Source organism: Nocardia sp. NPDC052566, from assembly GCF_044547285.1.
GTDB lineage: Bacteria > Actinomycetota > Actinomycetes > Mycobacteriales > Mycobacteriaceae > Nocardia.
The window spans coordinates 120,003-142,783 of record NZ_JBIUAF010000002.1; the positions used below are offsets into that span (position 1 = coordinate 120,003).

The window sequence follows — 22,781 nt, forward strand, 5'->3', positions numbered from 1 at the left end:
CCTTCGATTCCATCACACCCGCCTCCCGTTCCCGCCCGCGCGCCCTCAGTGGCGTGTCCCCGGCCGGAACGCCAGGCCCGCCACCGTGGCGAGCAGGCCGGCGAGCACCATGAAGATCCAGCCCGCGCGGAAGTCGTCGAGGGTCGGCCGGACCGAGCGGGCCAGGATGGCGGTCAGCACGGCGACACCGAGCGCCGAACTGGTTTGGCGGGCCATCATCACCGCGCCGGAGCCGAGCGAGAGCTGATCCGCGGGCAGGTGCGCGGAGGCGCCGAACAGCGGCGGTTGCAGCAGGGCCGTGCTCGCGCCCGCCAGTATCGCGCCGGGCAGGAACATCACCGGGTAGGAGGTGGAATCGGCGGTCAGTGCCCACCAGGCGGCGCCGATCGCGATGGTCGCGCCGCCGAGCGCGGCCGAGGCGCGCGCGCCGACGCGGGCGACGAACCGGCCGGACAGCGGCGAAAGCAGCAGGCAGCTCAGCGGAATCGGGGCGATCGCGAGGCTGGCGCGCAGCATCGGGTAGTGCCACTGCTCGGTCAGGAACAGGGTGGCGGACAGGATCAGCGCGGCGAAGGCGAGGTAGTAGGCGAAGATTCCGCCGAGCGCGATGCGGAACAGCCGGTGCCGCAACACCACCGGGCTCACCACCGGATCCGGATGGCGGCGCATGTGCGCGGCGGCCAGCACCGTCAGCACAACGGCGGCGAACAGGCAGCCGAGGGTTGCGGCCGAGGTGTAGCCCCAGTCGGCGGCCTGTACGAAGGCGGTGGTGAGCGTCGCGGTGGCGCCGAGGATCAGTCCGGCGCCGAGCAGGTCGAGCGTGCGCTTGGTCCGCTGTCGAATATCCGGCAGGACCCGCAGCCCGAAGAGGAACGCGGCCACCGTGAACGGCACGTTCAGGAAGAAGATCCAGCGCCAGCTCGCCTGCAGCAGCAGCCCGCCGATCACCGGACCACTGGCCGCGCCCGCGGCGGCGACGGCGGTCCAGATGCCCATCACCGTGGGATGTTCGCGCTTGTCGAAGGTCGGCAGCACCAGCCCGAGTCCGGTCGGGATCAGCAGCGCGGCGGCGACGGCCTGCACCACGCGGGCGGCGATCAGCGTGGCCAGCGTCGGCGCCGCGCCGCAGGCGATCGAGGCGAGCCCGAAAAGCGCGATGCCCGTGAGGAATCCGCGCTTGCGTCCGGTGTCGTCGGCGAATCGGCCCGCGGGCACGAGCAGCGCGGCCATCACGATGGTGTACGCGTTGAGCGTCCACGACACCGCGCTCACCGAGGCGTTCCCGAACGCGGACTGCAGGGTAGGGAAGGCGACGGTGACCGCGAAAAGATCGAGGATGGCGAGGAACTGGGCGACGCCCGCGACGGCGAGCACCCGCCAGCGGCGTGGATCGGCGCGTGCGGCCGGTTCGGCGGTGATCGTTTGCATGGCTTCGACTATGCGAGCTGTGGATTCATCCGACGAGTGGCAGGATTGCCAACATGCGCTAGATTTCTGACATGGATGAGCGTCAGGTCGGCACACTCGCCGTCGCGGTGGCCCCCGGGTTGCCGATGTTCGAGGTTGCTCTGCCGTACCAGATCTTCTTCGAGCCGCCGCCCGGCGTCGATCCGGCCTGCTGGTACGACTTCCGGCTGTGCGGCCCGCGCGACACCGGGCAGACCACCATGCGAGATCCGTTCGTGGCGTTGACCACTCACGACTACGACGACATGATCGCGGCCGACACGGTCATCGTGCCCGCCGCACCGAACGTGCGCGAGGATCCGCCCGCCGAGCTGGTCGACGCCGTGCGCGCGGCCTACGAGCGCGGCGCGCGGATCGCGTCGCTGTGCTCGGGCGCCTTCGTGCTCGCGGCCGCCGGACTGCTGGACGGGCGGCGGATGACCACCCACTGGAAACACCTTCCCGCCCTGGTCGACCGCTATCCGCACCTCGACGTCGACGCGACCGTGCTCTACATCGACGACGGCCGCATCCTCACCAGCGCGGGCACCATGGCCGGTGTCGACCTGTGCATCCACCTGATCCGCAAGGATCTCGGCGCGCAGGCGGCCAACGCCGCCGCGCGGAACATGGTGGTGCCGCCGCATCGCGCGGGCGGTCAGGCGCAGTACCTTGACTCGCCGGTGCCTGCCACCGCCGCCGATCCCGGCCTGTCCGAGACCATGCAGTGGGCGCTCGGCAGGCTCGAAAAGCCTTTGACCGTAGCGGATTTGGCCAGGCATGCCAGCCTGAGCGAACGCACGCTGGCGCGCCGCTTCCACGCCGAGCTCGGCGGCACCCCGCTGCGCTGGCTGCTCACCCAGCGGATCAATCGCGCGCGAGAACTACTGGAGTGCACCGACTTACCGGTCGACGTCGTCGCCGACCGGTGCGGCCTCGGCAGCCCGGCGAACCTGCGCGCCCACTTCGGCCGCGAGGTCGGCATCTCGCCCAGCGAATACCGCCGCACCCACCGCGCGAGCCGCCACGAGGTCGTGCTCGGCCAGTCTTAGCCTTGCGCGCCAACCGATACGGCCGCGATCAACTCGGCGGCGTAGCGGTCGACCCTGGTCCGCTGTAGTGCGGCGTTGGCTTCCGGATGATGGATCTCGATGCTCAGCCTGCCGTCGAATCCGCTGATGATCCAGGTGCCGCCGCCGGGCTGGGCGGGTGGTCCCGCCGTCTCGTCCGGCTTGGCGGTCGTGGTGGAGCGGAAGTCGGTGACGCGCAGGCCCGCGGGCGTGCGCGGATGCGCCACCCGGCCCCAGTTCGTGGTGATGATCAGGCCGGGCATTTCGGGTGGCCGCCCGGCCAGCAGCATCTCCGGGATGTGCAGCGGCGCCTGCTGCACCATGCCGTCGGCCAGCGCGGTGCGCAGTGCCTCGTTGACGGCGCGGGCCAGGCCGAGCAGTGCGGTATCGGTGGTTTCGGCGGGGACGTAGTCGGCGAAGCCGACCACATTGGTGCCTTCGGTGAGCCCGACCTCGGGGACGAGCCGGGTCCGCAGGTTCACCGGGTAGACATACATCAGCTGATGCGGTGCGAGCGAACGCAATTCGGCCTCGACGCGCAGGATCGCCGCCGAGACCAAGGCATTGATGGTCAGCCCCTCGCGATGGCCGAGCGCGACCAGCGCGGCGGTGTCCGCCTCGGTCAGCAGTGTGCGCGCGGTCCACTGCAAAAGCAGCCCGTTCTCATCGGTGTAGCGCGAAGTATCGGCTGCCGCAAGCACTTCCGGCACTGCCGCGGGTACTTCGGCCGCCGCCGCGGCGGGCACATCCTCGGGCACGTCGGGCTCCGCCGGTGCGGGCGCTTCCGCGGGTGCGGCAGGTCCCGCCTCGGCAGGTGCCTCGGTGGACGGCCGGGGGATCTTCTCGATGCCGCGCGCCGCGAGCAGCGTTTCGATGGTGTCCGGGACTGGATGCCGCGGCGGCTCGTGATGGCCGCCTTCGACGGCATCGGTGTAGCAGGACCAGAATTCGTCGAGGACCGCCAGCGAGTAGAAGGCGTCGGCGGAGCTGTGGTGGGTCAGCAGGGACACGCTCGCGGTATCGCCGTCGCGGACCACGCACACCGCGACGAGCGCCATGGTCTGGTCGAGCCGCGCGCCGGTCAGCGGCCGTTCCGGATCGCCGTCGGTCACGAACACCTCGGGCGCCGCACCCGGCGTGGCGAAGACATGCCCGCCCTCCGGCGTGGCTTCGATGCGCGCACCCAGCAGGGGAAAGGCGCGCACCACCGCCGCCAGCGCGGTGTTCAGCGCGGGGATGTCCAACCGGCCGGAGGTGCGGAAGATGTAGGCGATGTAGACCTCGCCGAGTGCGTAGATCTCCTCGCTCGGTCCGAGCGGTCGAACGACGGTGGTTGTGGTCATCCGTCGATGAAAGCTTCCCGATGGCACTTCGGCAACCGAATTTACGCAGGTAGCGGCCTATGCCGCGGGGTCGCTTGCCGCCCGCGTCCGCGCACTGAGCGGAGAAAGGATTTCGGGTAGCTGATTCGTCGCTGTCGCGGCGTGTCAGTCATGCCTGACGGCTATTGATTGGGAAGGATGGCGCGGTGATGTCCGCGCGGACCTTCGGGGTCACGGCGGCGGGAACCGGTGTGGCGGTCCCGCGGTCGTCGCTGGGCGCTGCGGTGTGCCGGTGAACGTTTCGCGGCGCGACTTCCTCTCCTGTGTGGTGGCAGCGCCGGTTTTGACGGTGGCGTCGGTCGGTGCGGAGGCGGCGGCGACCCCGTTCGCGCCCGCGTTCCAGGCGCCGCCGGTGCCCGAGTTCGTCGAGCTGGGCGACATTCTCGCGCTGGCCGCCGCGCCGACCAACGCGCTGCTCGCTGTTATCGCGGTTGATCGCGACGGACAGGTAACTCTGCAATTGCCACGCGCCGAGGTCGGTCAGGGGATCACCACGGTCGGCGCCCAGCTGGTCGCGGAGGAACTGGACCTGCCGGTCGAGCGGGTCACCGTCGAACTCGCGCCAGCCAGGCCCGAGCTACTGCTGAACCAGATGACCGGCAGCTCGAATTCGGTGCGCTCCCTCTACGACCCGGTGCGCTGGTCGGCGGCGACGGTGCGGGCCAGGCTGCTGGCCGCGGCAGGCGCGCGGCTCGGGCTCGGGGTGGACCGGCTGCGCACCGAGGGCGGGTATGTCCTCGGGCCGGGGGAGCAGCGGCTCTCCTACGGCGAGCTCAGCGCGGCCGCGGCCGATCCCGCACTGTTCGCTGTCGCCGCCGCGCCGAAACCACCTGCGCTGCACCGGATTATCGGACGCCCGCAGCCGCGTCGCGATGCCGAGGCCATCGTCACCGGCAGGCACACCTACACGCTGGATCTGCCCGTCCCCGACGCGCTGCCGACCATGGTGGCCCGCCCGCCGACCATCAACGGCACGGTCCGCGCGGTCGACCTGGCGCGGATCAGGGCGCTGCCCGGCGTCGTCGACGCGGCCGTCATCCCGTCCGGCGTCGCCATCTGCGCGCTCACCTTCGGTCAGGCACTGGCCGCCAAACAGCACGCGCAGGTGCTGTGGAATCCGGGGACGGTCGACGACCAGAACGACGACAGCATCCGGGCCGTACTGCGAAACACGGCGCTGCCCTTGGTGATTCCGCGCCTTCAGGACGTCGTACCCGGCGCGACCACCATCGATATGGAATTCGACTTCGCGTTCGCACCGCACGCTCCGCTGGAACCGAACTGTGCGATCGCCGATGTCCGCGCCGATCGCGCCGATATCTGGGGCTGCTTCCAATCACCGATCCTGGCAAAGGAAGTCATCGCGGCGAACCTGGTGCAGCTGCCGTCGTGCGTGCACGTGCACGTCATGCCCGGCGGCGGCTCGTTCGGCAGGCGGCTGTTCTTCGACGGACCGCTGGAGGCCGCGCAGGCGTCCAAGGCGATGGGGCGTCCGGTCCGGCTGATGTGGAGCCGCACCGACGACCTGCGCCACGGCAGGGCGCGCCCGGCGACCTTCCATCGGCTGCGCGCCAATACCGGCGGCGGCCGGGTGCTCAGCTACGAACACCGGATCGCCGCGGTGGAAACCGATTTCGGGCACGGCCTCGGCGAGATCTTCACCGCTGTCGCCGCCAACTTCCCTTTCCTCGGCAACATGACCTTCGCCCAGACGACGTTCATGACCTCGACCAGTACGCCGTACGAATTCGGTGCTGTCACTTACGCCTTGAACGAAGCGCCGCTGAAGATGCACACCGGCAGCTGGCGTTCGGTGTATTCGGCCAACACCCGGCTGGCCGAGGAGGTGCTGACCGGCGAGATCGCGCGGTCGCTGGGCGAGGATCCGCTGGCCTTCCGCAAGCGCACGGCGAAATCGGCGCGCGCCCGCAGGGCGCTCGACGAGGTCGAGCGGCTCAGCGGCTGGCATCGGGGCGCGAAACCTGGCTCAGCGCTTGGAGTTTCGGTGCACGAAGAGTACCGCTCGGTGATCGCCTGCGTGGTCGAGCTCGATGCGGCCGATCCCGACGTGCCTCGGGTGACCAAGGCCTACTTCGCCGTCGACGTCGGGCTCGCGGTCAACCCGCTCGGCCTGGAGGCGCAGGTGATGGGCGGGCTCACCGACGCCATCGCCACGGTGCTCACCGCGGGCCTGCACATCGACAGGGGCCTGCCGCTGGAGGGCAGCTATTCGCAGTACCACTTCGCCAGACAGCGGCACAGCCCACGGGTATTCGAGGTGTCCATTCTGAATTCGGGCGACAAACCGTGCGGCGCGGGCGAATTGGCGGTTCCGGTGGCCGCGGGCGCCATCGCCACCGCGCTGATTCGCGCGACCGGTAGGCCGTTCCGCCGATTTCCCGCTCGATCCGAAGTCGATTTCGTGCCATTCCCGATCCGGAATTAGGAGCGCTCGGTGCCGCGATACACGTTCACGCTCAATGCGAAACAGGTCGCCGTCGAGGCGCCCGAGGAGGTCACCCTGCTGTGGGTGCTGCGCGATCTGCTCGGCGTCCGCGGCCCCAAATACGGCTGCGGCATTCAGGTTTGCCACGCGTGCACCTGCCTGCTCGACGGCGCGGCCTGCCTGCCGTGCCAGCTCCCGATGGACGAGGTGCACGGGCACGCCGTCACCACCATCGAGGGCCTGGCCGAGGGCGACACCTTGCATCCGGTGCAGCAGGCCTGGGTGGATCTCGATGTGGCGCAGTGCGGTTTCTGCCAGCCGGGCCAGATCATGTCGGCCGTCGCGCTGCTCACCGAGACGCCCGATCCCACCGACGACGATATCGATCGCATCGAAAACGTCTGCCGCTGCGGCACGTACTACCGCATCAGGCAGGCCATCAAGCGGGCGGCGCAGCTGAGGCGCGGGTGATCCTGCGGTACGCGGTCGCCGCCGCGACCGCGTTCGCACTGGCCGCAACCGCGACCCCGGCCGCCGCCGCGCCGCTCGACGCGGCGGCGGCGATCATGGCGGAGGGCTTCGAGGAGGGCGTCGCCGCGGGCTATCCCGGTGTGATCGGGCTGGTGCGCACCGGCGACGATGTCCGATACGTGCGCGCGGGCGTCGGCGACCTGGCCACCGGCGTGCCGGCCGACCCGGCCGCCCGATTCCGGATCGGCAGTGTGACAAAGGCTTTCGTCGTCACCGTGCTGCTCCAGCTGGCCGGCGAGGGCCGGCTGTCGCTCGACGACAGCGTGGAGCGCTGGCTACCCGGCGTGGTGCGCGGCAACGGCATCGCCGGGGAACTGATCTCGATCCGCCAGTTGCTCAACCACAGTTCCGGGCTGCCGGAATTCCTGGATGATCAATGGGTTTCGGCGCAGTACGTCGCCGACCTCGACCCCTATCGCATGTGGTCGCCGCGCACGCTGGTGGATATCGCGATGGCCAGGCCGCCTTATGCCGCACCGGGTTCGGGCTTCCACTACGCCAACACCAACTATGTCGTCGCCGGCATGGTGATCGAGGCGGTCACCGGCGGCGATCCGGTCGCGGAGATCCAGCGCCGGATCATCGAGCCGCTCGGCCTGCGGCACACCGCGTTCGCCACCGATCCGGTGCCGCAGGGCAATTGGCTGCGCGGGTACTTCCTTACCAGAGACGTGTCGATCTCCGATCCCACCGCGCACGGCATGGCCGCGGGCATGGTGTCCACCCTCGACGACCTCGCCGATTTCGCCCGCGCGCAACAGGCGGGGCTGCTGGCCGCCGGGCAGCTCGCCGAGCTGCGCGCGACGGTCGAGACGGGCAGGCCGGACACCGACTACGGCCTCGGCATCGCGCGCCTGCGCACCGACTGCGGGCCGATGTGGGCGCACATCGGTTCGGTGCTCGGCTACTTCACCCTGGTCGCGACCGATGCGTCCGGGCAGCGGCAGATCGTGATCGCGGGCAACGAGTACCACATGATCGCCGCATCGGGCCCGCAAGTGTTGCTGCGCACCGCGCAACGCGCCTTCTGTGAATTCATCCGATGAGTTTCGGTTAGCGCTCCGGTTGCCAGTGCGACATAACTGGCGCGTGTCCCCCGACTGGACCGGTTGGGTTCACCTGGATAATGTAGCCCTGCCGACCACGCGGAGCTGCTGATGACAGGTCTCCTTCTGTCGTGACTGCCGTTCTCGGCATGGATCTTCGAAAACTACTCGGGTTCGCCGAAGCGATGCTAGGGAAAGTGAGCGAAGAAATGAGCACTGGCCGCACGAACGGGAGCTTTCCCGATGTGGTCGTCACCAGCCTCGCGGCGACGACCTCGATCGCGGGGGACGTCGACTCGACCTGGAAGGGTCTGCTCAACGGGGAGAGCGGGATCGACGTCATCGACGACGATTTTCTCGACGATTTCGACCTCCCGGTGCGCATCGGCGGTCACCTGAAGGTCAAGCCGTCGGCCAGCCTCAGCCGCGAGGAGGTCCGCAGGACCGCCTATGTGCAGCAGATGGCCAAGGTGCTCGGCCGCGAGGTCTGGCGCAACGCGGGCAGTCCCGAGGTGGACAAGGATCGGCTCGGCGTCTCCATCGGCACCGGGCTCGGTGGCGCCGAGATGATCATCGACTCGCGCCTGAAGATGGAGAACGGCGGCTACCGCAGCGTCTCCCCGCTCGCCGTGCAGGGCATCATGCCGAACGGCGCCGCCGCGTGCGTCGGCACCGAGCTCGGCGCGCGCGCCGGGGTGTGCACGCCGGTCTCGGCCTGCTCGTCGGGTTCGGAGGCGATCGCCAATGCCTGGCGGATGATCGTCATGGGCGATGCCGACATGGTGGTCACCGGCGGTGTCGAGGGGACTATCCAGGCGCTGCCCATCGCGGCCTTCACCATGATGCGCGCGATGAGTACCCGCAACGACGATCCGAAGTCGGCCTCGCGCCCGTTCGACAAGGATCGCGACGGGTTCGTCTTCGGTGAGGCGGGCGCGATGATGGTGATCGAGACCGAGGAGCACGCCAAGGCGCGCGGCGCCACCATCCACGCCAGGCTGATGGGCGCGGGCGTCACTTCCGACGGCTTCCACCTGGTGGCGCCGGACCCGGAGGGCAGCGGCGCCGCGCGCGCGATGGCGCGGGCCATCGAACGCGCCGGATTGACGAAAAAGGATGTCACGCATATCAATGCGCACGCGACGTCCACTTCGATCGGCGACGCCGCGGAGGCGCTGGCGATCGCCAAGGCGGTCGGTAACCACGCCTCGGTATACGCGCCGAAATCGGCGCTCGGGCATTCGATCGGCGCGGTCGGCGCGCTCGAATCGGTGATCACCGTGCTCAGCGTGCGCGACAGCATTGTGCCGCCGACATTGAATCTGGATAATCTGGACCCCGAAATCGATCTCGATGTCGTGCACGGCCAGGCGCGTTCGGGGCGTATCGATTACGCCATCAACAACTCGTTCGGCTTCGGCGGACACAACGTCGCGATTGCGTTCGGGCGGTATTGAGCCGCGGGCATCGGGACAACTGCTAATCTTCCCGGCGCTCGTGTCGAGCTGAGTTCTGTGTTCGGTTGTCATTGCGCGGCCGCGCGGTCGTGCCTTGAAAAGGGATAAGGAATGATCGGCGAGACCTTCGATGACTATTTGGACGAACAGGGCAATATCAAGATCCCCGCTGATCGCACCATGTGCGATTTCGTGGACAAGCACGTGGCCGAAAACGGCGACGACCTGGCCTATCGCTACATCGACTACTCCCGCGAACGCGACGGTGAGTACCTCGACCTGACGTGGCGCCAGTTCGGTGTCCGGCTGCGCGCGGTGGCGGCCAGGCTGCAGCAGGTGACGCAGCCGGGGGACCGGGTGGCGATCCTGGCCCCGCAGGGGCTGGACTACGTCGTCTCGATGTTCGCCGCGGTCTACGCGGGCAATATCGCGGTGCCACTGTTCGATCCGGACGAGGCGGGGCACAGCGACCGGCTGCACGCGGTGCTCGGCGACTGCCAGCCCTCGGCGATCCTCACCGTGTCCTCGGCGGCCGCCGGGGTGCGCGCGCTGTTCCGCGAGTTACCCGCGGCGCAGCGCCCGCGCATCATCGCGGTCGAATCCCTGCCGGACAGCGTCGGCGAGACCTGGGTCCGCCCGAAGTTCGACATCGATGACATCGCCTATCTGCAGTACACCTCGGGGTCGACCAGGACGCCCGCCGGTGTCGAGATCACCCACCGGGCGGTCGGCACCAACCTGCTGCAGATGATCGACGCCATCGGGATCACCGAGAACGCCCGCGGGGTCACCTGGCTGCCGATGTTCCACGATATGGGTCTGCTGTGCGTGATCCTGCCGACCATGGGTGGCAAATACATCACCATCATGTCGCCGAGCGCGTTCGTGCGGCGGCCCTCGCGCTGGATCAAGGAACTCGCCGCGCAGGAGGACGGCGCCGAAATCTATTCGGCGGCGCCGAATTTCGCCTACGAGCACGCCGCGGCCCGCGGTCTGCCGAAACCGGGTGAGACGCTGGATCTTTCGAATGTGATCGGGCTGATCAACGGTAGCGAGCCGGTGTCGGTGGCGTCGATGAAGAAGTTCAACGAGGCGTTCGCGCCTTACGGGCTGCCCAAGACCGCGCTCAAACCGTGCTACGGCATGGCCGAGGCGACGCTGTTCGTCTCGGCCACCAAGCGGGAGGACGAGGCGCGATTCGTCTACGTCGACCGCACCGAGCTCAATGCCGGGCGCATGGTCGAGGTCGATCAGTACGCCGACAACGCGGTGGCCCAGGTGTCGTGCGGCTATGTGTCGCTGTCGCAGTGGGCGGCCATCGTCGATCCGGAGACCGGTATCGAACGCCCCGACGGTGAGGTCGGCGAGATCTGGCTGCACGGCAACAACATGGGCATCGGGTACTGGGGCCGTCCGGAGGAATCCGAGGTCACCTTCGGCGCGAAGATCACCGCACGCCAGGCGGGCCGCAGCAACGCCGAAGGCACCGCGCCCGACGGTAAGTGGATGCGCACCGGCGATTACGGCGCCTACCTCGACGACGAGCTCTACATCACCGGCCGGGTGAAGGATCTGGTGATCGTGGACGGCCGCAACCACTATCCGCAGGATCTGGAGTTCTCGGCGCAGGAGGCGAGCACCGCGCTGCGCCCCGGCTTCGTCGCCGCGTTTTCGGTGGCGGCCAATCAGCTGCCCGCGGTGGTCTTCGAGCAGGGCAGCCATTCCGGGCTGCGCTTCGACCCGGAGGAGACGGCGGAGCAGTTGGTGGTCGTCGCCGAACGCGGTACGGGCGCGGGCAAACTGGATCCCGGCCCGATCGCGGATACGGTGCGGCTGGCCATCGCGCAGCGGCACGGCGTCACCGTGCGTGATCTGCTGCTCGTCCCGGCCGGTTCGATCCCGCGCACGTCGAGCGGCAAGATCGCCCGCCGCGCCTGTAAGGCCGCCTATGTCGAAGGCACCCTGCGCGGCGGCTATCAGCAGCAGGCCTTCCCCGACGCCTCCGACGACTGACGCCGGTGACGCATAACGCGGTCGGCCGCTTTATGCGTCAGGCGGGAGCGGGCTGGGCCTGCCGGTTCGCGCGGCGCGGCAGGCCGGTGCGCTTGAGCGGCATCAACACCGGCGTGGTCTCCGCGGTGGCCACGCCCGCCAGCGCGCCGAGGGTGTCGCCGAGGAAGGTGTAGAGCGCGGGCATATCCGAGACCGCCACCGCGGCAAGGAGATTGGCATTGCCGGTGATGGCGAGCAGCATGCGCACCTGCGGGCAGGCGCCGAGCGTCTCGACGACGGTGTCCAGCGCGGCGGGCGCGGCGGTGATCCAGACGAACGCCTCGGCCTGCACACCGAGCAGCGCAAGGTCCAGCTCGGTGGCCGGGCGCAGCGCGCCGGCGGTGAAGAGCGCGTCGAGCCTGCGCCGGACCGTGCTCTCGGTCATTCCCGTCTGCCTGGCGAGTTCGGCGTAGCTGGCCCTGCCGTTGCGTGCGAGCGCATCGATCAGCGTGAAATCGCCGCCGACGAGCGTAGCGGTCGGGGAGATGGTCCCGATCGGGCTGCCGTGCACGATATTTCGCTCGCTGCCCGTCGGGTCGAAGGCCGAGGGCAGCCCGCGCAGCACCCGGTGGGCGGTGGAGGCGAGCACGGTCGAGGTGGCGGGCAGGTCGCGCAGCAGCAGTTCGTCGCGCGCCCTGATGCCGTCGAGGAACAGCAGCGCGCAGATCTCCTCACCGCCGCCGATCACGTCGACAGAGATGCTGTCCGGTCTGCGGGCGAGCGATTCGGCGATCGTCCTGGTCCGCGAGGGGTGGCAGCGCAGCCGCAGCACCATCGGGCGTAGCTCGGTGAAATAGGCGGGGTCGCGCAGTACGGTCGCGCGCAGCGTGCCGTCGGCGTACAGCGGCGCGACCCGGCGCACGACGGTCCGTTCGGAAAGTTCCAGTTGCTGCGACAGCTCGCGCCAAGTGGCTCTGGGCCGCGCCAGCAGGGCGGCGCAGATCCGGCGTTCCGTGGTATCGAGCTGTCGCACATCCGTCACCCTATGTTGGATGTGTGCCGAGAAACCCGCATACCCGCAGTTGCGGGCACCGCTAGCCCCCGAATAGGGGGTCGCCGGTTGTCGTGATCGAGCATCGCTAGGTCGAGCGTTTCGCGTAGTGGGACAGGAATACGTCGACTCCGGAGCTGATGGTGGTGTTCAGCTCCGCGTCGTCGAATTCGTGCTCGGGCTGGAAGGTCTTGATCAACTGCGGTACGCCGACCGTCATCGAGATCAGTTGCCGCACCGCGCCGAGCGGGTCGGGCACGTCGAGCGTGCCGCGCTCGTGCAGCTCGCTCAGCGCCGACATCAGCGCGGTGTCGTTGCGGTAGTTGATCGCGAACCACATGTGGCCGAGCTGCGGGAACCGGTCGACCTCACCGATCACCAGGCGCCGCAGCGTCATCATGTCCGCGCGCAGCACGATGCGCGCCCATGAGCCGAGATATTCGATCAGCGCCGCACGCGGATCCGGGTCCTGGGTGATCTGCGGGCCGAGCGGGCACAGATCGGTGTACTTCTCCCGCAGGTAGCCGCCGATGACGTTGAGGAACAGCCGTTCCTTGCTGCCGAAGTGTTTATAGATGGTCGGTTTCGACACCCGCGCTCGGTCGGCGATGCCGTCGACCGAGGAACCGGCGTAGCCGTTGCTCATGAATTCCGCGATCGCGGCATCGGTGATCGCCTGCCGTTTGCGTTCGGCCGAGCTCCGTTCGACGGCGATGATCGGGATACCGAATTCGTCGTGGTCCTGTTCCACCGCAACCACACTAAACGGTTTGGTCATCACCGGGCACCGTCCGGTCCGTTCGTGCGAAAGCGAAGGCGACCAGGATCATCGCCACCATGCCTGCCGCGGCGAGGAATACGGCCGTCCGCATCCCGTCGGCGGCGGCGAGACGCAATGCCGCACCGGTCAGGCCGTCGGTGCCGGAGTTGGCGATCGCCACCAGCACGGCCAGGCCGACGGCCGTGCCGATCTGCTGTCCGGTGGACGCGATGCCGGAGGCGATGCCCTGCTCCTCGGCGGCGACACCGTTGCCCGCGGCGGCGAACATCGTGGTGTAGGTGACGCCCTGGCCGACGCTCAGCACGATGAGCCCGGGCAGCAGGCTCGCGTAGGACCCGTCGGGCGACATGGCCAGGCCGAATCCGATCGCCCCGAGCAACCCGGCCGACAGGCTGATGAGCAGCGTGGTGCGGGTGCCGAGCCGGGTCACGATCCGGCCGCCGAGCGCGGAGCCGGCGAGGACCGCCGCGCAGGGGATGAGGAAGGCCATGCCGGTGTCCAATGCGCTGTAGCCGTGCACGTTCTGCAGGTAGACGGTGAAGAAGTAGGTGATCGACGCGAAGGTCGCGGTGAACAGGAAGGTGGTGGCCACGCCCGCGCTGAGGTTGCGGTTCGCGAACAGCCGCAGCGGCATCAGCGGGTCGCCGCCGCGCGCTTCGAGCCGGACGAACGTGGCGAGCAGCGCGATACCGGCGATACCCGCGATCACCACCGCCGGTGTGTCCCACCCTGATTCGGGTCCCTGGACCAGCGCCGCCACCACGGCGGTGATGCCGATGGTCGAGGTCAGCGCGCCGGGCACGTCGAAGCGACGGCCGGTCCGGCGTGCGCCGTCGGCGGGCAGCAGCGCGTACGCCGCGACGATCGAGAGTGCGGCGAGCGGGACATTGACGTAGAAGACCGACTCCCAGCCGAAGGCATCGGTCAGCACGCCGCCGAGCAGCGAGCCGAGTACCAGCCCGCCTGCCCCGGCGCCCGCCCACACCGAGAGTGCGCGATTGCGGTCGCGCCCTTCGGCGAAGGTCGTGTTCACCAGCGAGAGCGTCGCGGGGAACAGGATCGCGCCGCCGAGCCCCTGCACCGCGCGCGCCGCGATGAGCATCGCGGGGCCGTTGGCCAGCGCGCCCGCGATCGAGGCGACCGCGTACAGCGCGAGCCCGAGGACGAACATCCTGCGGCGGCCGAGCAGATCGGCGGCCCGCCCGCCGAGGAGCAGGAAGCCGCCGTACGCCACCACGTACGCGCTGATCACCCACTGCAATGTCTGTGTGCTGAAGCCGAGTTCGCGGCCGATCTCCGGTAGCGCGACGTACACGATGTTGTAGTCGATCGACACGATGAGCTGCGCGAAGGCCAGTAGCGCGAGTGTGGTTCCCGTTCTGCGGCGGCCCGTGACGGGCAGGTCGGCCGGGGGAGCAATGGACATGGTCGCACCTTCCGAGAGCAATCCCGATGCGGCCCGACTGAGCTACACCGATGGGTTCAATCTAGATACTTAACCGTGTAGTTGTAAATATTTACTGATCGGTTTAGTCTCGATCCGGCGGACACCATCAGCGAAAGGAAGGGCTCGCCATGACCAGCACGCATATCGACATCCACGCCCATCTGTGGACCGGCGAATACCTGGATCTGCTCGCCTCGTACGGCCGGACGGGCACCGAGGTGCATCGCGGCCTCGGCGCCGGAGCGACGGCGGCGGAACTGGAGGCCCGGTTCGCGCTCAACGATTCGGCGGGCGTCGGGCACCAGATCCTCTCCGTCTCGCCCGCGGTGCCGCATTTCGCGAACGAAAGCCACGCGGTGCACGCCGCGCAGTACGTGAACGACCTGTACGCGGACCTCGTCGCGCAGTACCCCGAGCGCTTCAGCGCATTCGCCGCACTGCCGCTGCCGCACCTGGATTCGGCGCTGAAGGAGCTGACGCGCGCGCTCGACGAACTGCATATGGTCGGCGCGACGGTGACCACCGACGTACTCGGCAAGGCCTTGACCGAACCCGAGTTCGCGCCGTTGTTCGAGGAGCTGAACCGGCGCGGCAGCGTGCTCTACGTGCACCCCTCCGGGATGGACGCGCACAGTTCACTGGTCGCCGACCACAACATGCGCTGGATGGTCGGCGCGCCGCTCGAGGACACCATCGCGGTGATGCAGCTGATCCTGGCAGGCGTGCCGAGCAGATATCCGGACCTGAAGATCGTCAACTCGCACTTCGGCGGCGCGCTGCCGATGTTGTTGCAGCGCGCCGACAATCAGTACGGCTGGGAGTCACCGGACACCCCCGAGCGGCCGAGCGTCGCGGCCCGGCGCATGTGGTACGACACCGTCGGCCACGGCCACGTGCCCGCCCTGCGCGCCGCCGCCGAGTCCTTCGGCGTCGACCGCCTGATCCTCGGCACGGACTTCCCCTACGAGTCGGGCGACATCTTCCGCCGCGCCATCGCCTACATCCAGGACACGCTGAGCCCCGCGGACGCCGATGCCGTGCTGCGCGCCAACGCCGCGGTAATGCTCGGCCGGACCGCACCCGCGCGGTAGCGGCGCATCAAGCGAGCCCGCCACCGCGGGTCACCCGGCGACCGCGGTGGCGACACGCCGGAGTTCGTCGAAGTCCGGTACCCGGTGCCGCGGTTCGGCCGACACTGAATCGATGACCGATTACAGCGACCTGCGCGCGGTGTTCATCAACTGCACTTTGAAGCGTTCGCCCGAGCCGAGCAATACCCAGGGGCTCATCGACGTCAGCGCCAGGATCATGGAGAAGAACGGGGTGTCGGTCGGGCATATTCGCGCGGTCGACCACGACATCGCGTTCGGCGTGTGGCCGGATATGACCGAGCACGGCTGGGCGAGCGACGCGTGGCCCGCGCTGCAGCGACAGGTGATGGACGCCGACATCCTGGTGCTGGCCGGGCCGATCTGGCTGGGCGACAACAGTTCCGTCACCAAGCAGGTGATCGAGCGGCTGTACGCGAACTCGTCGATCCTGAACGAGCACGGCCAGTACGCCTACTACGGCAAGGTCGGCGGCTGCCTGATCACCGGCAACGAGGACGGCGTGAAGCACTGCGCCATGAACATCCTCTACAGCCTGCAGCACCTCGGCTACACGATTCCGCCGCAGGCCGATGCGGGCTGGATCGGCGAGGCCGGGCCCGGTCCCTCGTATCTGGATCCCGGTTCCGGCGGCCCGGAGAACGACTTCACCAACCGCAACACCACCTTCATGACGTGGAATCTCATGCACCTCGCCCGCTTGCTGAGGGATACGGGCGGTATACCGGCGCACGGCAACCAGCGATCCGAGTGGGATGCCGGTTGCCGCTTCGACTTCGAGAATCCGGACTACCGTTAGGAGTTGCGGGAGGCGGTGATGCCGTCGGTCGGCTTGTCGCGGTGCACCGGGCCGTGGGCGTCGTCGCAGTGGTCCTCGAGCACGGGGAGCAGGCGGTCCGAATTCGCGGTCGCGCCGACCGGTATCGCGGCGCTGTGATCGACCTGCAGTGTGGTGTGGGTGATTTCGTAGTCGTGTTCGAGCACGTGCTCGATGCGTACCCGCAGGCCGTGGCAATCGGCGCCGGGCTGCACGAGAACATGGGCGGACAGGGCGATATCGCCGGAGGTGATCTGCCAGACGTGCAGGTCGTGCACCTCGTCGACACCGTCGATGCCGACCAGCCTGCGCCCGAGCGCGTCCGGATCGACGCCCGCGGGCGCCGCCTCGAGGAAGATCCGCCCCGATTCGCGCACCAGCCCGAGGCCCGCTTTCACCATGAGCGCCACCACGATCAGGGTGGCGATCGCGTCCGCCCTGGCGAATCCGGTGATCATGACGACGATGCCTGCGACGGCGGTGGCGATGAACCCGTACAGGTCGTTGAGCACATGCTGGAACGCGCCCTCGACGTTCAGGCTCGACCGGTTGGCCTTGCTGATCGCCCATGCGGCAGCCACATTCACCGCGATGCCGACCAGCGCGGTCACCACGACGAGCCCACCGGTGACCTCGGGCGGTGAGATCAGCCGCCGGATCGCCTCGTAGGCAAGCCATCCGGCGAGCACGAGCAGCGTGATGCCGTTGGCCTGCGCCGAAAGGATCTCCGCGCGTTTGAATCCGAAGGTGTACTTGCCGCGCGCCGGGCGTGCGGCGATGCGAATCGCGGTCAGCGCCAGCACGATCGAGGCGGCGTCGGTGAGCATATGGGCCGCGTCGGACAGCAGGGCAAGCGAATTCGCCACCAGGCCGATGACGACCTCTACCGTCATGAACCCGGCGATCAGTGCCAGCGCCAGGGTGAGCCACCGGCGATCGGCGTCGCCGCTCACCCCGTGGCTGTGGCCACCGTGCCCGTGGCCGTGCTCGTGGTCATGCCCCATTGGCGTTACCCGCTTTCCCTTCGACTCGACATATGCACACATTCGCATCTATCGCGAGAGCATAGCTGCTCGGTACCGTTTCAGAGTGCCGCGATCTTCCATCATGTGACTGTTACCACAATCGGCGCGATGGCTTCGTGATAGCCACCGGCTCTTTACGCAGTGTGCCGCCGCATGCGATGCTTTCGCGACGATCGCTCGGGGGAGTGGGATCGAGTCAAGGGGGTCGGCGCCATGCATGATCATCGCCCTTCGCTGTGGCCCGCACCGGCCAGCGAGCCGCCGGCGGAACACTGCCTGCGCTACGACCCGCGGCGTGGATTGGTCGGCACGCGGGCCGCCAGGCCGGTCTGCCGCCCCCGGATGCCGATGCGCAATACCCCCGCGCGGCAACCGGAATCGTTCGGCCTGGAGCGGGTGCTGCGCGAGGGGCATGCGCGCGCGAGCGCCGAGGCGAAGGAGTTCGCCGATCGGGCGCTGCGTTCGGCGCTGGAGATCCTCGACCACCGCCGCCCCGTCGGCCAGCTCGCCAAGGTGGCGGCTCCTTCGGTGGTGTCGGCGGTGGCCGCGATGATCGCCGACGGCCGCGTGCCGAGCCGCACGCTCGGCACGGCGATCCTCGTCCGCGTCGATGTCATCCCGATCGACGAAGGCGCCGCCGAAATCTGCGCACGCTACGAGCGCGGGCCACGCCGCCTGGCCATCGCCGCCCGCATCGACCGCACCACCGAATGGCGCCTGACCGCCTTCCAGGTCGCCTGAAATCAAGATCATCAGGAACTGGTGGCGGTAAACCGCGAGAGGCGAGTTACCTCAGTTCCTGATGATCATGATGCGATCAGGGGAGGGAGTCGTATGCGGCGGTGATGGCACGGCAGGCGCGGGTCACGTCGTCGGCGGTGGTGCGCCAGTTGCTGAAGGCGGCGCGGAATGCGGGGACGCCGTGGTAGACGGTGGGTGTGACGAAGGTTTCGCCGGTCGCGGCGATGGCGGCGATCAGGGCGTGCACCCGTTCCGAGGTGGGACGGTCGGCCAGGGTGAAGCACACGACGTTGAGGCGGACCGGGGACAGGAGCTCGAACAGCCCGGTCGCGGCGAGCTGGTCGCCGAGGTCCTGCGCGCCGGAGATGTTGCGCCGCACGATTTCCCGGTGTCCGTCCCGGCCGTAGGCGGTGAGGGTGAACCAGGCGGCCAGCGCGCGCAGGCGGCGCGAGTTCTCGGGGACCAGGTGGCCGAAATCCGGTGTGGCGCTCGGTGCGGTGAGATAGGCGGCGGAGTTCTGGAAGGTCCGCACCTGCAGGTCCTGGCGGCGGGTGAACTGGACCGCGGCGTCGTAGGGCACGTTGAGCCACTTGTGCAGATCCACGCATACCGAGTCGGCCGCGGCCAGGCCGTCGACCAGGTGCGCGTGCTCGGGGGAGAGCGCGGCGAACGCGCCGAACGCGCCGTCGACGTGCAGCCAGAACGGAAAGCGTTCGCGCAGTGCGGCGATGGCGCGCAAATCGTCGAAGTCGACGGTGTTCACCGTGCCCGCGTTGGCGACGACGATGGCGGGCCTGCCGTCCAGCGCGGCGAGCGCGGCGGCCAGCGCGTCGACGTCGACGGCCTCGCGATCGGGCAGTGCCGGCACGATTTGCACGCTGTCCCTGCCGATTCCGAGCATGGACAGGGACTTGTAGATGCTCGAGTGCGGGGTGCCCGACAGCACGTGCACCCGGCCGAGTGCGCCGGCACCCGCCTGCGCGATCGAGACGCCGAGCTGCTCGCCCAGCCATTCCCGCGCGATCGCCAGCCCGACGAAGTTGGACAGCGTCGCGCCGGAGACGAACGCGCCGGTGTGCGCGCCGAGCCCGAACAGCTGCCCGAGCCAGCTCACCGTCTCGCGCTCCAGGTCGGGCGCCGCGGAATCCTCGCCGCTCATGACGTTCTGGTCGAGCGCGCTGGTCAGCCAGTCGCCCGCGATGGACGCGGGGGTGGCACCACCGGTGACGAACCCGAGGTAGCGCGGGCCCGCGCTACCGGAGAAATCCGGTTCCCACCGCTGCCGGAACTCCGAAAGCGCCTGTCGCAGACCGGTTCCGTGCTCGGGCAGCGGTGCGGGCTCACGCCGTGACGGTGGCGCCGCCACCGCCCGCTTGTCCAGCCCGAGCAGCACCTGCCCCGCCGTGCCGCTGACGATATCGAGCAGCGCGGGCAGGTCGGCCAGATCTTCGGCGAGTGTGCGGTCCACGGGTTCCTCCACGAATAGAACATTCTGACTAGCGTGACCTGACGTTAGGTTCAACCACCCACCTTGTCCCCGTCCACTCACCAGGAACTGGACCCCCGCGGTTCGTAGACTGACCCGGTGCGCACAACGGGCTGGTCGGAGCGGGTCGGTTCGGGGAAGCGAGGTGGCTGGGCCGCCCTGGTGGCCGGGATCGTCGCGTTCGGCGTCCTCGAGGCCGCCGTGCTGCACTTCCTCGCCGCGGCCGTGCTGCCGCGCGATGCGGCCCTGGTGGCCGACGTCGTGATCGGCGCGCTGACCGTGCTGTTCGTGCTCGCCATCGCCACACCGCTCTGGAGTTCGCACCGGGTCACCCGGCGGGAACTGCGCCTGCGCTTCGGCTGGCTCGCCGCGATGGATATCCCGCTCGACGCCATCCGCGAGGTCGCGGCACACCGCACCACCGTGCGAAGGCCCGCCGAGCTCGGCCTCGACTTCGACGACGAATCGGCTGAGCTCGCACTGATCCGCTCCCCGTCCTCGCCCCTGCTCCGCATCACCCTCGCCGCACCCGTCCCGGCACGCACCCGGGGCTGGCGCCGCGTCGACGCCGGCTCCGTCGTGCTCAGCACCGACGACGCGGAGCAGCTCCCCGCCGCGATCGCCCGCGCCCGCAAGCTCGTTTAGCCACCGAGCAGGGCCGGGCGCCGGGATATAATCGCAGCGTCGCGAAGGGAGCGACCATGAGTCTTCTTGTGCCCCAGACGGTCACGGACGTCACCGGCAGTGTTCGGCAGGCGAGGGCGATGCTGTCCTGGCGGGTGCAGCGGGCGGGGGTGCGCCTGGTCGAGCGGTATCCGGCGCGGATGCGCCCGCTCGCGGAGCCGCCGCCGGGCAGCGAACTGCGGCCGGTGCTCGGCGATTTCGGCCCGCCCGGCATCGGCTACACCCTGCACACCCTGTCCGATCCGATCGAGTTCGCGCAGCGGCGGTTCGAGCGATACGGGCCGGTGCAGTGGCTCGGCATCCTCGGCCGTCGCATCGTGGTGGTCGGCAGTCCGGCGGGGCTGGAGGCGGTGTACCTCGACCGCACCAAGACGATGTCGGCGCAGCGCGGCTGGGAATTCCTGATCGGCCCGTTCTTCCGCGGTGGCCTGCTGCTGCGCGATTTCGACGAGCATCTGTTCCACCGCCGGATCATGCAGCAGGCCTTCACCAGGCCGCGGCTGGCCGGCTATCTGGAGCTGACCACGCCGCTGCTGACCCGTGGCGTCGCCGCATGGCGGCCCGGCGAGAATTTCCATGTCTACAGCGCGGTCAAACAGCTGCTGCTCGAGCAGGCCACCGAGGTGTTCGCGGGCGCCGAACTCGGCAGGCAGGCCACCCGGCTCGAGCACGCGTTCGAGGACGCCGTGCACGGTGGCCGGGCGCTCATCAGGGCGAATGTGCCGGGTGGGGTGTGGGCGCGCGGCGTGCGCGGCCGCCACACGCTGGAGGCCTACTTCCGTCGTGAGCTGGCCGCGAAGCGCGCGGGCGCCGGTACCGATCTGTTCAGCGTGCTCAGCCGCGCGACGACGGAGGAGGGCCACACCTTCACCGACGACGAGATCGTCCAGCACATGATCTTCGTGATGATGGCCGCGCACGATACGAGCACCATCGCCGCCTCGATGCTGGTCTACGAACTGGCGCGGCACCCCTACTGGCAGGACCGGCTGCGCGCCGAATCCCGTGCCCTCGGCAAGCTTTCGCTCGACTACGCCGACCTCGACCGGTTGCCCGCGCTGGATATGGCGTTCCGTGAGGTGCTGCGCCTGTATGCGCCGGTGGCGCAACAGGTCCGCGAAACGGTCACCGACACCGACATTCTCGGCTACTACGTGCCGAAGGGAACGCTGATCATGCTGGCCGCGCACGCGACTATGCGTTCGGACGAATATTGGCGCGACGCAGCGGAATTCGATCCGGAACGTTTTGCCGACGACCGTCGCGAGGACAAGTCGCATCGCTTCGCCTGGGCGCCGTTCGGCGGCGGCGCGCACAAGTGCATCGGACTGTATTTCGGTGGGATGACCGTGAAAGCGGTACTGCACCAAATGTTGCTGCGTTACCGTTGGTCCGTGCACGACGAGTACCGCGTTCCCTTCGTCGCGGGCACCGGCCCGACACCGGCCGACGGCCTGCCGATCCAGCTGCGACGGGTGGACGGATGAGAATTCTGGTCGACCGCAAGGTCTGTGATGGCCACAGCCAATGTGAGGCATTGGCGCCGACGCTTTTCCGGGTTGGTGACGACGGCATCGTCGCACCGCTGGTCGATGTCGTCGCCGACCGCGACCGTGAGGTGGTCGAGCTCGCCGTCGACAGCTGCCCGGTTCAGGCGCTGCGGCTCGAATAGTCCGGGGCATCCGCGAAACGCCCGGTACGGCAGTGGCTCGGCCGCCGCACCGGGCTCGCGTCCCGCTTCCGGTCAGAGACCGGAGATATAGAGCGTCACCTCGGTGCCGCTGTAATCGAATCTTTTCGTCTCCCCCTGGTTGACGCTGCCGAGCGCGGGCCCGTCCGCCTCGGTGCCCGCGTGCACGGTCGCCTGCGCATCGCTGGCGTTGGCGATGACGACGGTGCTGATGCCGTTCTTGCCGAGGAGTAGCCGATCCACCCACGCCGATTTACGCATCGCCGCCGAGTCCGGGACCTTGATGACCGTCGCGGGCCCGTATCTCTTGGTGCCCCGTGGCCCCGGTGTCGCGGTTCCCCAGAAAGCTACCTCGATGGTGCCGCCCATATTCACACTCCGAAATGCAGATCATTGTGCTGAGTTGTCGAGCAAAAATCCGCGCGGAATTCCAGTTTGTCTCGTGCAACCGGGCGTTCACAAGAGTGGACCGGCAAACCGGGCGTTATTCGAGAATGTTTGCGGTACAACATCTTTCCCCTGCGAACGGCGGCCGGATAAGGTATTCTCACCGAACCGTGTTCTGGATAGCATTCGCTTC

General features: G+C 68.8%; 20 protein-coding genes. 12 read left to right on the top strand and 8 right to left on the bottom strand.

Features of this window, described 5'->3' with window-relative positions; all coding sequences use genetic code 11:
* Positions 1–45: 45 nt before the first annotated feature.
* Positions 46–1,428, bottom strand: a complete 1,383-nt coding sequence (locus ACIG5A_RS07950; protein WP_397239098.1) for an MFS transporter — start codon at positions 1,426–1,428, stop codon at positions 46–48.
* Positions 1,429–1,499: 71 nt separating this feature from the next.
* On the opposite strand from ACIG5A_RS07950, the gene ACIG5A_RS07955 reads away from it, so the two are divergent.
* Positions 1,500–2,498 carry a GlxA family transcriptional regulator gene (locus ACIG5A_RS07955; protein WP_397239100.1) on the top strand — a complete coding sequence of 333 codons (999 nt, stop codon included), beginning with the start codon at positions 1,500–1,502 and terminating at the stop codon, positions 2,496–2,498.
* On the opposite strand, the gene ACIG5A_RS07960 is transcribed toward ACIG5A_RS07955, so the two are convergent.
* Entirely contained in the window at positions 2,495–3,859 is a 1,365-nt protein-coding gene (locus ACIG5A_RS07960; RefSeq protein ID WP_397239102.1) for a hypothetical protein, read from the bottom strand. The genes ACIG5A_RS07955 and ACIG5A_RS07960 overlap by 4 nt on opposite strands.
* A 271-nt stretch (positions 3,860–4,130) precedes the next feature.
* On the opposite strand from ACIG5A_RS07960, the gene ACIG5A_RS07965 reads away from it, so the two are divergent.
* From ACIG5A_RS07965 to fadD32, 5 genes are all read left to right on the top strand, one after another.
* Entirely contained in the window at positions 4,131–6,344 is a 2,214-nt protein-coding gene (locus ACIG5A_RS07965) for a molybdopterin cofactor-binding domain-containing protein (RefSeq protein ID WP_397239104.1), read from the top strand.
* A gap of 9 nt (positions 6,345–6,353) precedes the next feature.
* The gene (locus ACIG5A_RS07970; RefSeq protein WP_397239106.1) at positions 6,354–6,815 is read left to right on the top strand and encodes a (2Fe-2S)-binding protein; all 462 of its coding nucleotides are present in this window, start codon (positions 6,354–6,356) and stop codon (positions 6,813–6,815) included.
* Positions 6,812–7,921: a serine hydrolase domain-containing protein gene (locus tag ACIG5A_RS07975; protein WP_397239108.1), complete on the top strand. Its 1,110-nt coding sequence runs from the start codon at positions 6,812–6,814 to the stop codon at positions 7,919–7,921. The genes ACIG5A_RS07970 and ACIG5A_RS07975 overlap by 4 nt, the downstream gene beginning before the upstream one ends.
* Before the next feature lie 209 nt (positions 7,922–8,130).
* A complete protein-coding gene (locus tag ACIG5A_RS07980) occupies positions 8,131–9,378 on the top strand; it encodes a KasA/KasB family beta-ketoacyl-ACP synthase (RefSeq protein WP_397239110.1) in 1,248 nt (415 codons plus the stop codon).
* 111 nt (positions 9,379–9,489) lie between these two features.
* On the top strand, positions 9,490–11,391 hold the full coding sequence (fadD32, locus tag ACIG5A_RS07985) for a long-chain-fatty-acid--AMP ligase FadD32 (protein WP_397239112.1): 1,902 nt from the start codon (positions 9,490–9,492) through the stop codon (positions 11,389–11,391).
* A gap of 37 nt (positions 11,392–11,428) precedes the next feature.
* Here fadD32 and ACIG5A_RS07990 read toward each other — a convergent pair whose 3' ends face one another.
* The 3 genes from ACIG5A_RS07990 to ACIG5A_RS08000 form a co-directional block, all read right to left on the bottom strand.
* Positions 11,429–12,403 carry an Lrp/AsnC family transcriptional regulator gene (locus ACIG5A_RS07990; protein WP_397239114.1) on the bottom strand — a complete coding sequence of 325 codons (975 nt, stop codon included), beginning with the start codon at positions 12,401–12,403 and terminating at the stop codon, positions 11,429–11,431.
* Positions 12,404–12,509: 106 nt separating this feature from the next.
* The gene (locus ACIG5A_RS07995) at positions 12,510–13,199 is read right to left on the bottom strand and encodes a TetR/AcrR family transcriptional regulator (RefSeq protein WP_397239116.1); all 690 of its coding nucleotides are present in this window, start codon (positions 13,197–13,199) and stop codon (positions 12,510–12,512) included.
* On the bottom strand, positions 13,183–14,628 hold the full coding sequence (locus ACIG5A_RS08000) for an MFS transporter (RefSeq protein ID WP_397239118.1): 1,446 nt from the start codon (positions 14,626–14,628) through the stop codon (positions 13,183–13,185). The genes ACIG5A_RS07995 and ACIG5A_RS08000 overlap by 17 nt, the downstream gene beginning before the upstream one ends.
* Positions 14,629–14,777: 149 nt before the next feature.
* Between ACIG5A_RS08000 and ACIG5A_RS08005 the strand changes: the two genes are divergently transcribed.
* Together ACIG5A_RS08005 and ACIG5A_RS08010 are read left to right on the top strand one after the other, a co-directional pair.
* Positions 14,778–15,740, top strand: a complete 963-nt coding sequence (locus tag ACIG5A_RS08005) for an amidohydrolase family protein (protein WP_397239120.1) — start codon at positions 14,778–14,780, stop codon at positions 15,738–15,740.
* 112 nt (positions 15,741–15,852) lie between these two features.
* Entirely contained in the window at positions 15,853–16,557 is a 705-nt protein-coding gene (locus ACIG5A_RS08010) for a flavodoxin family protein (protein WP_397239122.1), read from the top strand.
* Here ACIG5A_RS08010 and ACIG5A_RS08015 read toward each other — a convergent pair.
* A complete protein-coding gene (locus tag ACIG5A_RS08015) occupies positions 16,554–17,579 on the bottom strand; it encodes a cation diffusion facilitator family transporter (RefSeq protein WP_397239124.1) in 1,026 nt (341 codons plus the stop codon). The genes ACIG5A_RS08010 and ACIG5A_RS08015 overlap by 4 nt on opposite strands.
* 234 nt (positions 17,580–17,813) lie before the next feature.
* Here ACIG5A_RS08015 and ACIG5A_RS08020 point away from each other — a divergent pair, with 234 nt between their 5' ends.
* Entirely contained in the window at positions 17,814–18,341 is a 528-nt protein-coding gene (locus tag ACIG5A_RS08020) for an Rv3235 family protein (RefSeq protein WP_397239126.1), read from the top strand.
* A gap of 76 nt (positions 18,342–18,417) precedes the next feature.
* On the opposite strand, the gene ACIG5A_RS08025 is transcribed toward ACIG5A_RS08020, so the two are convergent.
* Positions 18,418–19,809: a pyridoxal phosphate-dependent decarboxylase family protein gene (locus tag ACIG5A_RS08025; RefSeq protein WP_397239128.1), complete on the bottom strand. Its 1,392-nt coding sequence runs from the start codon at positions 19,807–19,809 to the stop codon at positions 18,418–18,420.
* 117 nt (positions 19,810–19,926) lie between these two features.
* On the opposite strand from ACIG5A_RS08025, the gene ACIG5A_RS08030 reads away from it, so the two are divergent.
* Genes ACIG5A_RS08030 through ACIG5A_RS08040 form a run of 3 tightly spaced genes read left to right on the top strand, consistent with a single transcriptional unit; the run spans position 19,927 to position 22,183 of the window.
* Positions 19,927–20,472: a hypothetical protein gene (locus ACIG5A_RS08030; RefSeq protein ID WP_397239130.1), complete on the top strand. Its 546-nt coding sequence runs from the start codon at positions 19,927–19,929 to the stop codon at positions 20,470–20,472.
* A 56-nt stretch (positions 20,473–20,528) separates the two neighbouring features.
* A complete protein-coding gene (locus tag ACIG5A_RS08035) occupies positions 20,529–21,998 on the top strand; it encodes a cytochrome P450 (protein WP_397239132.1) in 1,470 nt (489 codons plus the stop codon).
* The gene (locus ACIG5A_RS08040; RefSeq protein WP_397239134.1) at positions 21,995–22,183 is read left to right on the top strand and encodes a ferredoxin; all 189 of its coding nucleotides are present in this window, start codon (positions 21,995–21,997) and stop codon (positions 22,181–22,183) included. The genes ACIG5A_RS08035 and ACIG5A_RS08040 overlap by 4 nt, the downstream gene beginning before the upstream one ends.
* Before the next feature lie 72 nt (positions 22,184–22,255).
* Here the strand turns inward: ACIG5A_RS08040 and ACIG5A_RS08045 are convergent, their stop codons facing one another.
* Complete coding sequence (locus ACIG5A_RS08045; RefSeq protein ID WP_397239136.1) at positions 22,256–22,570, bottom strand: hypothetical protein; 315 nt, start codon at positions 22,568–22,570, stop codon at positions 22,256–22,258.
* Between the last annotated feature and the right edge of the window lie 211 nt (positions 22,571–22,781).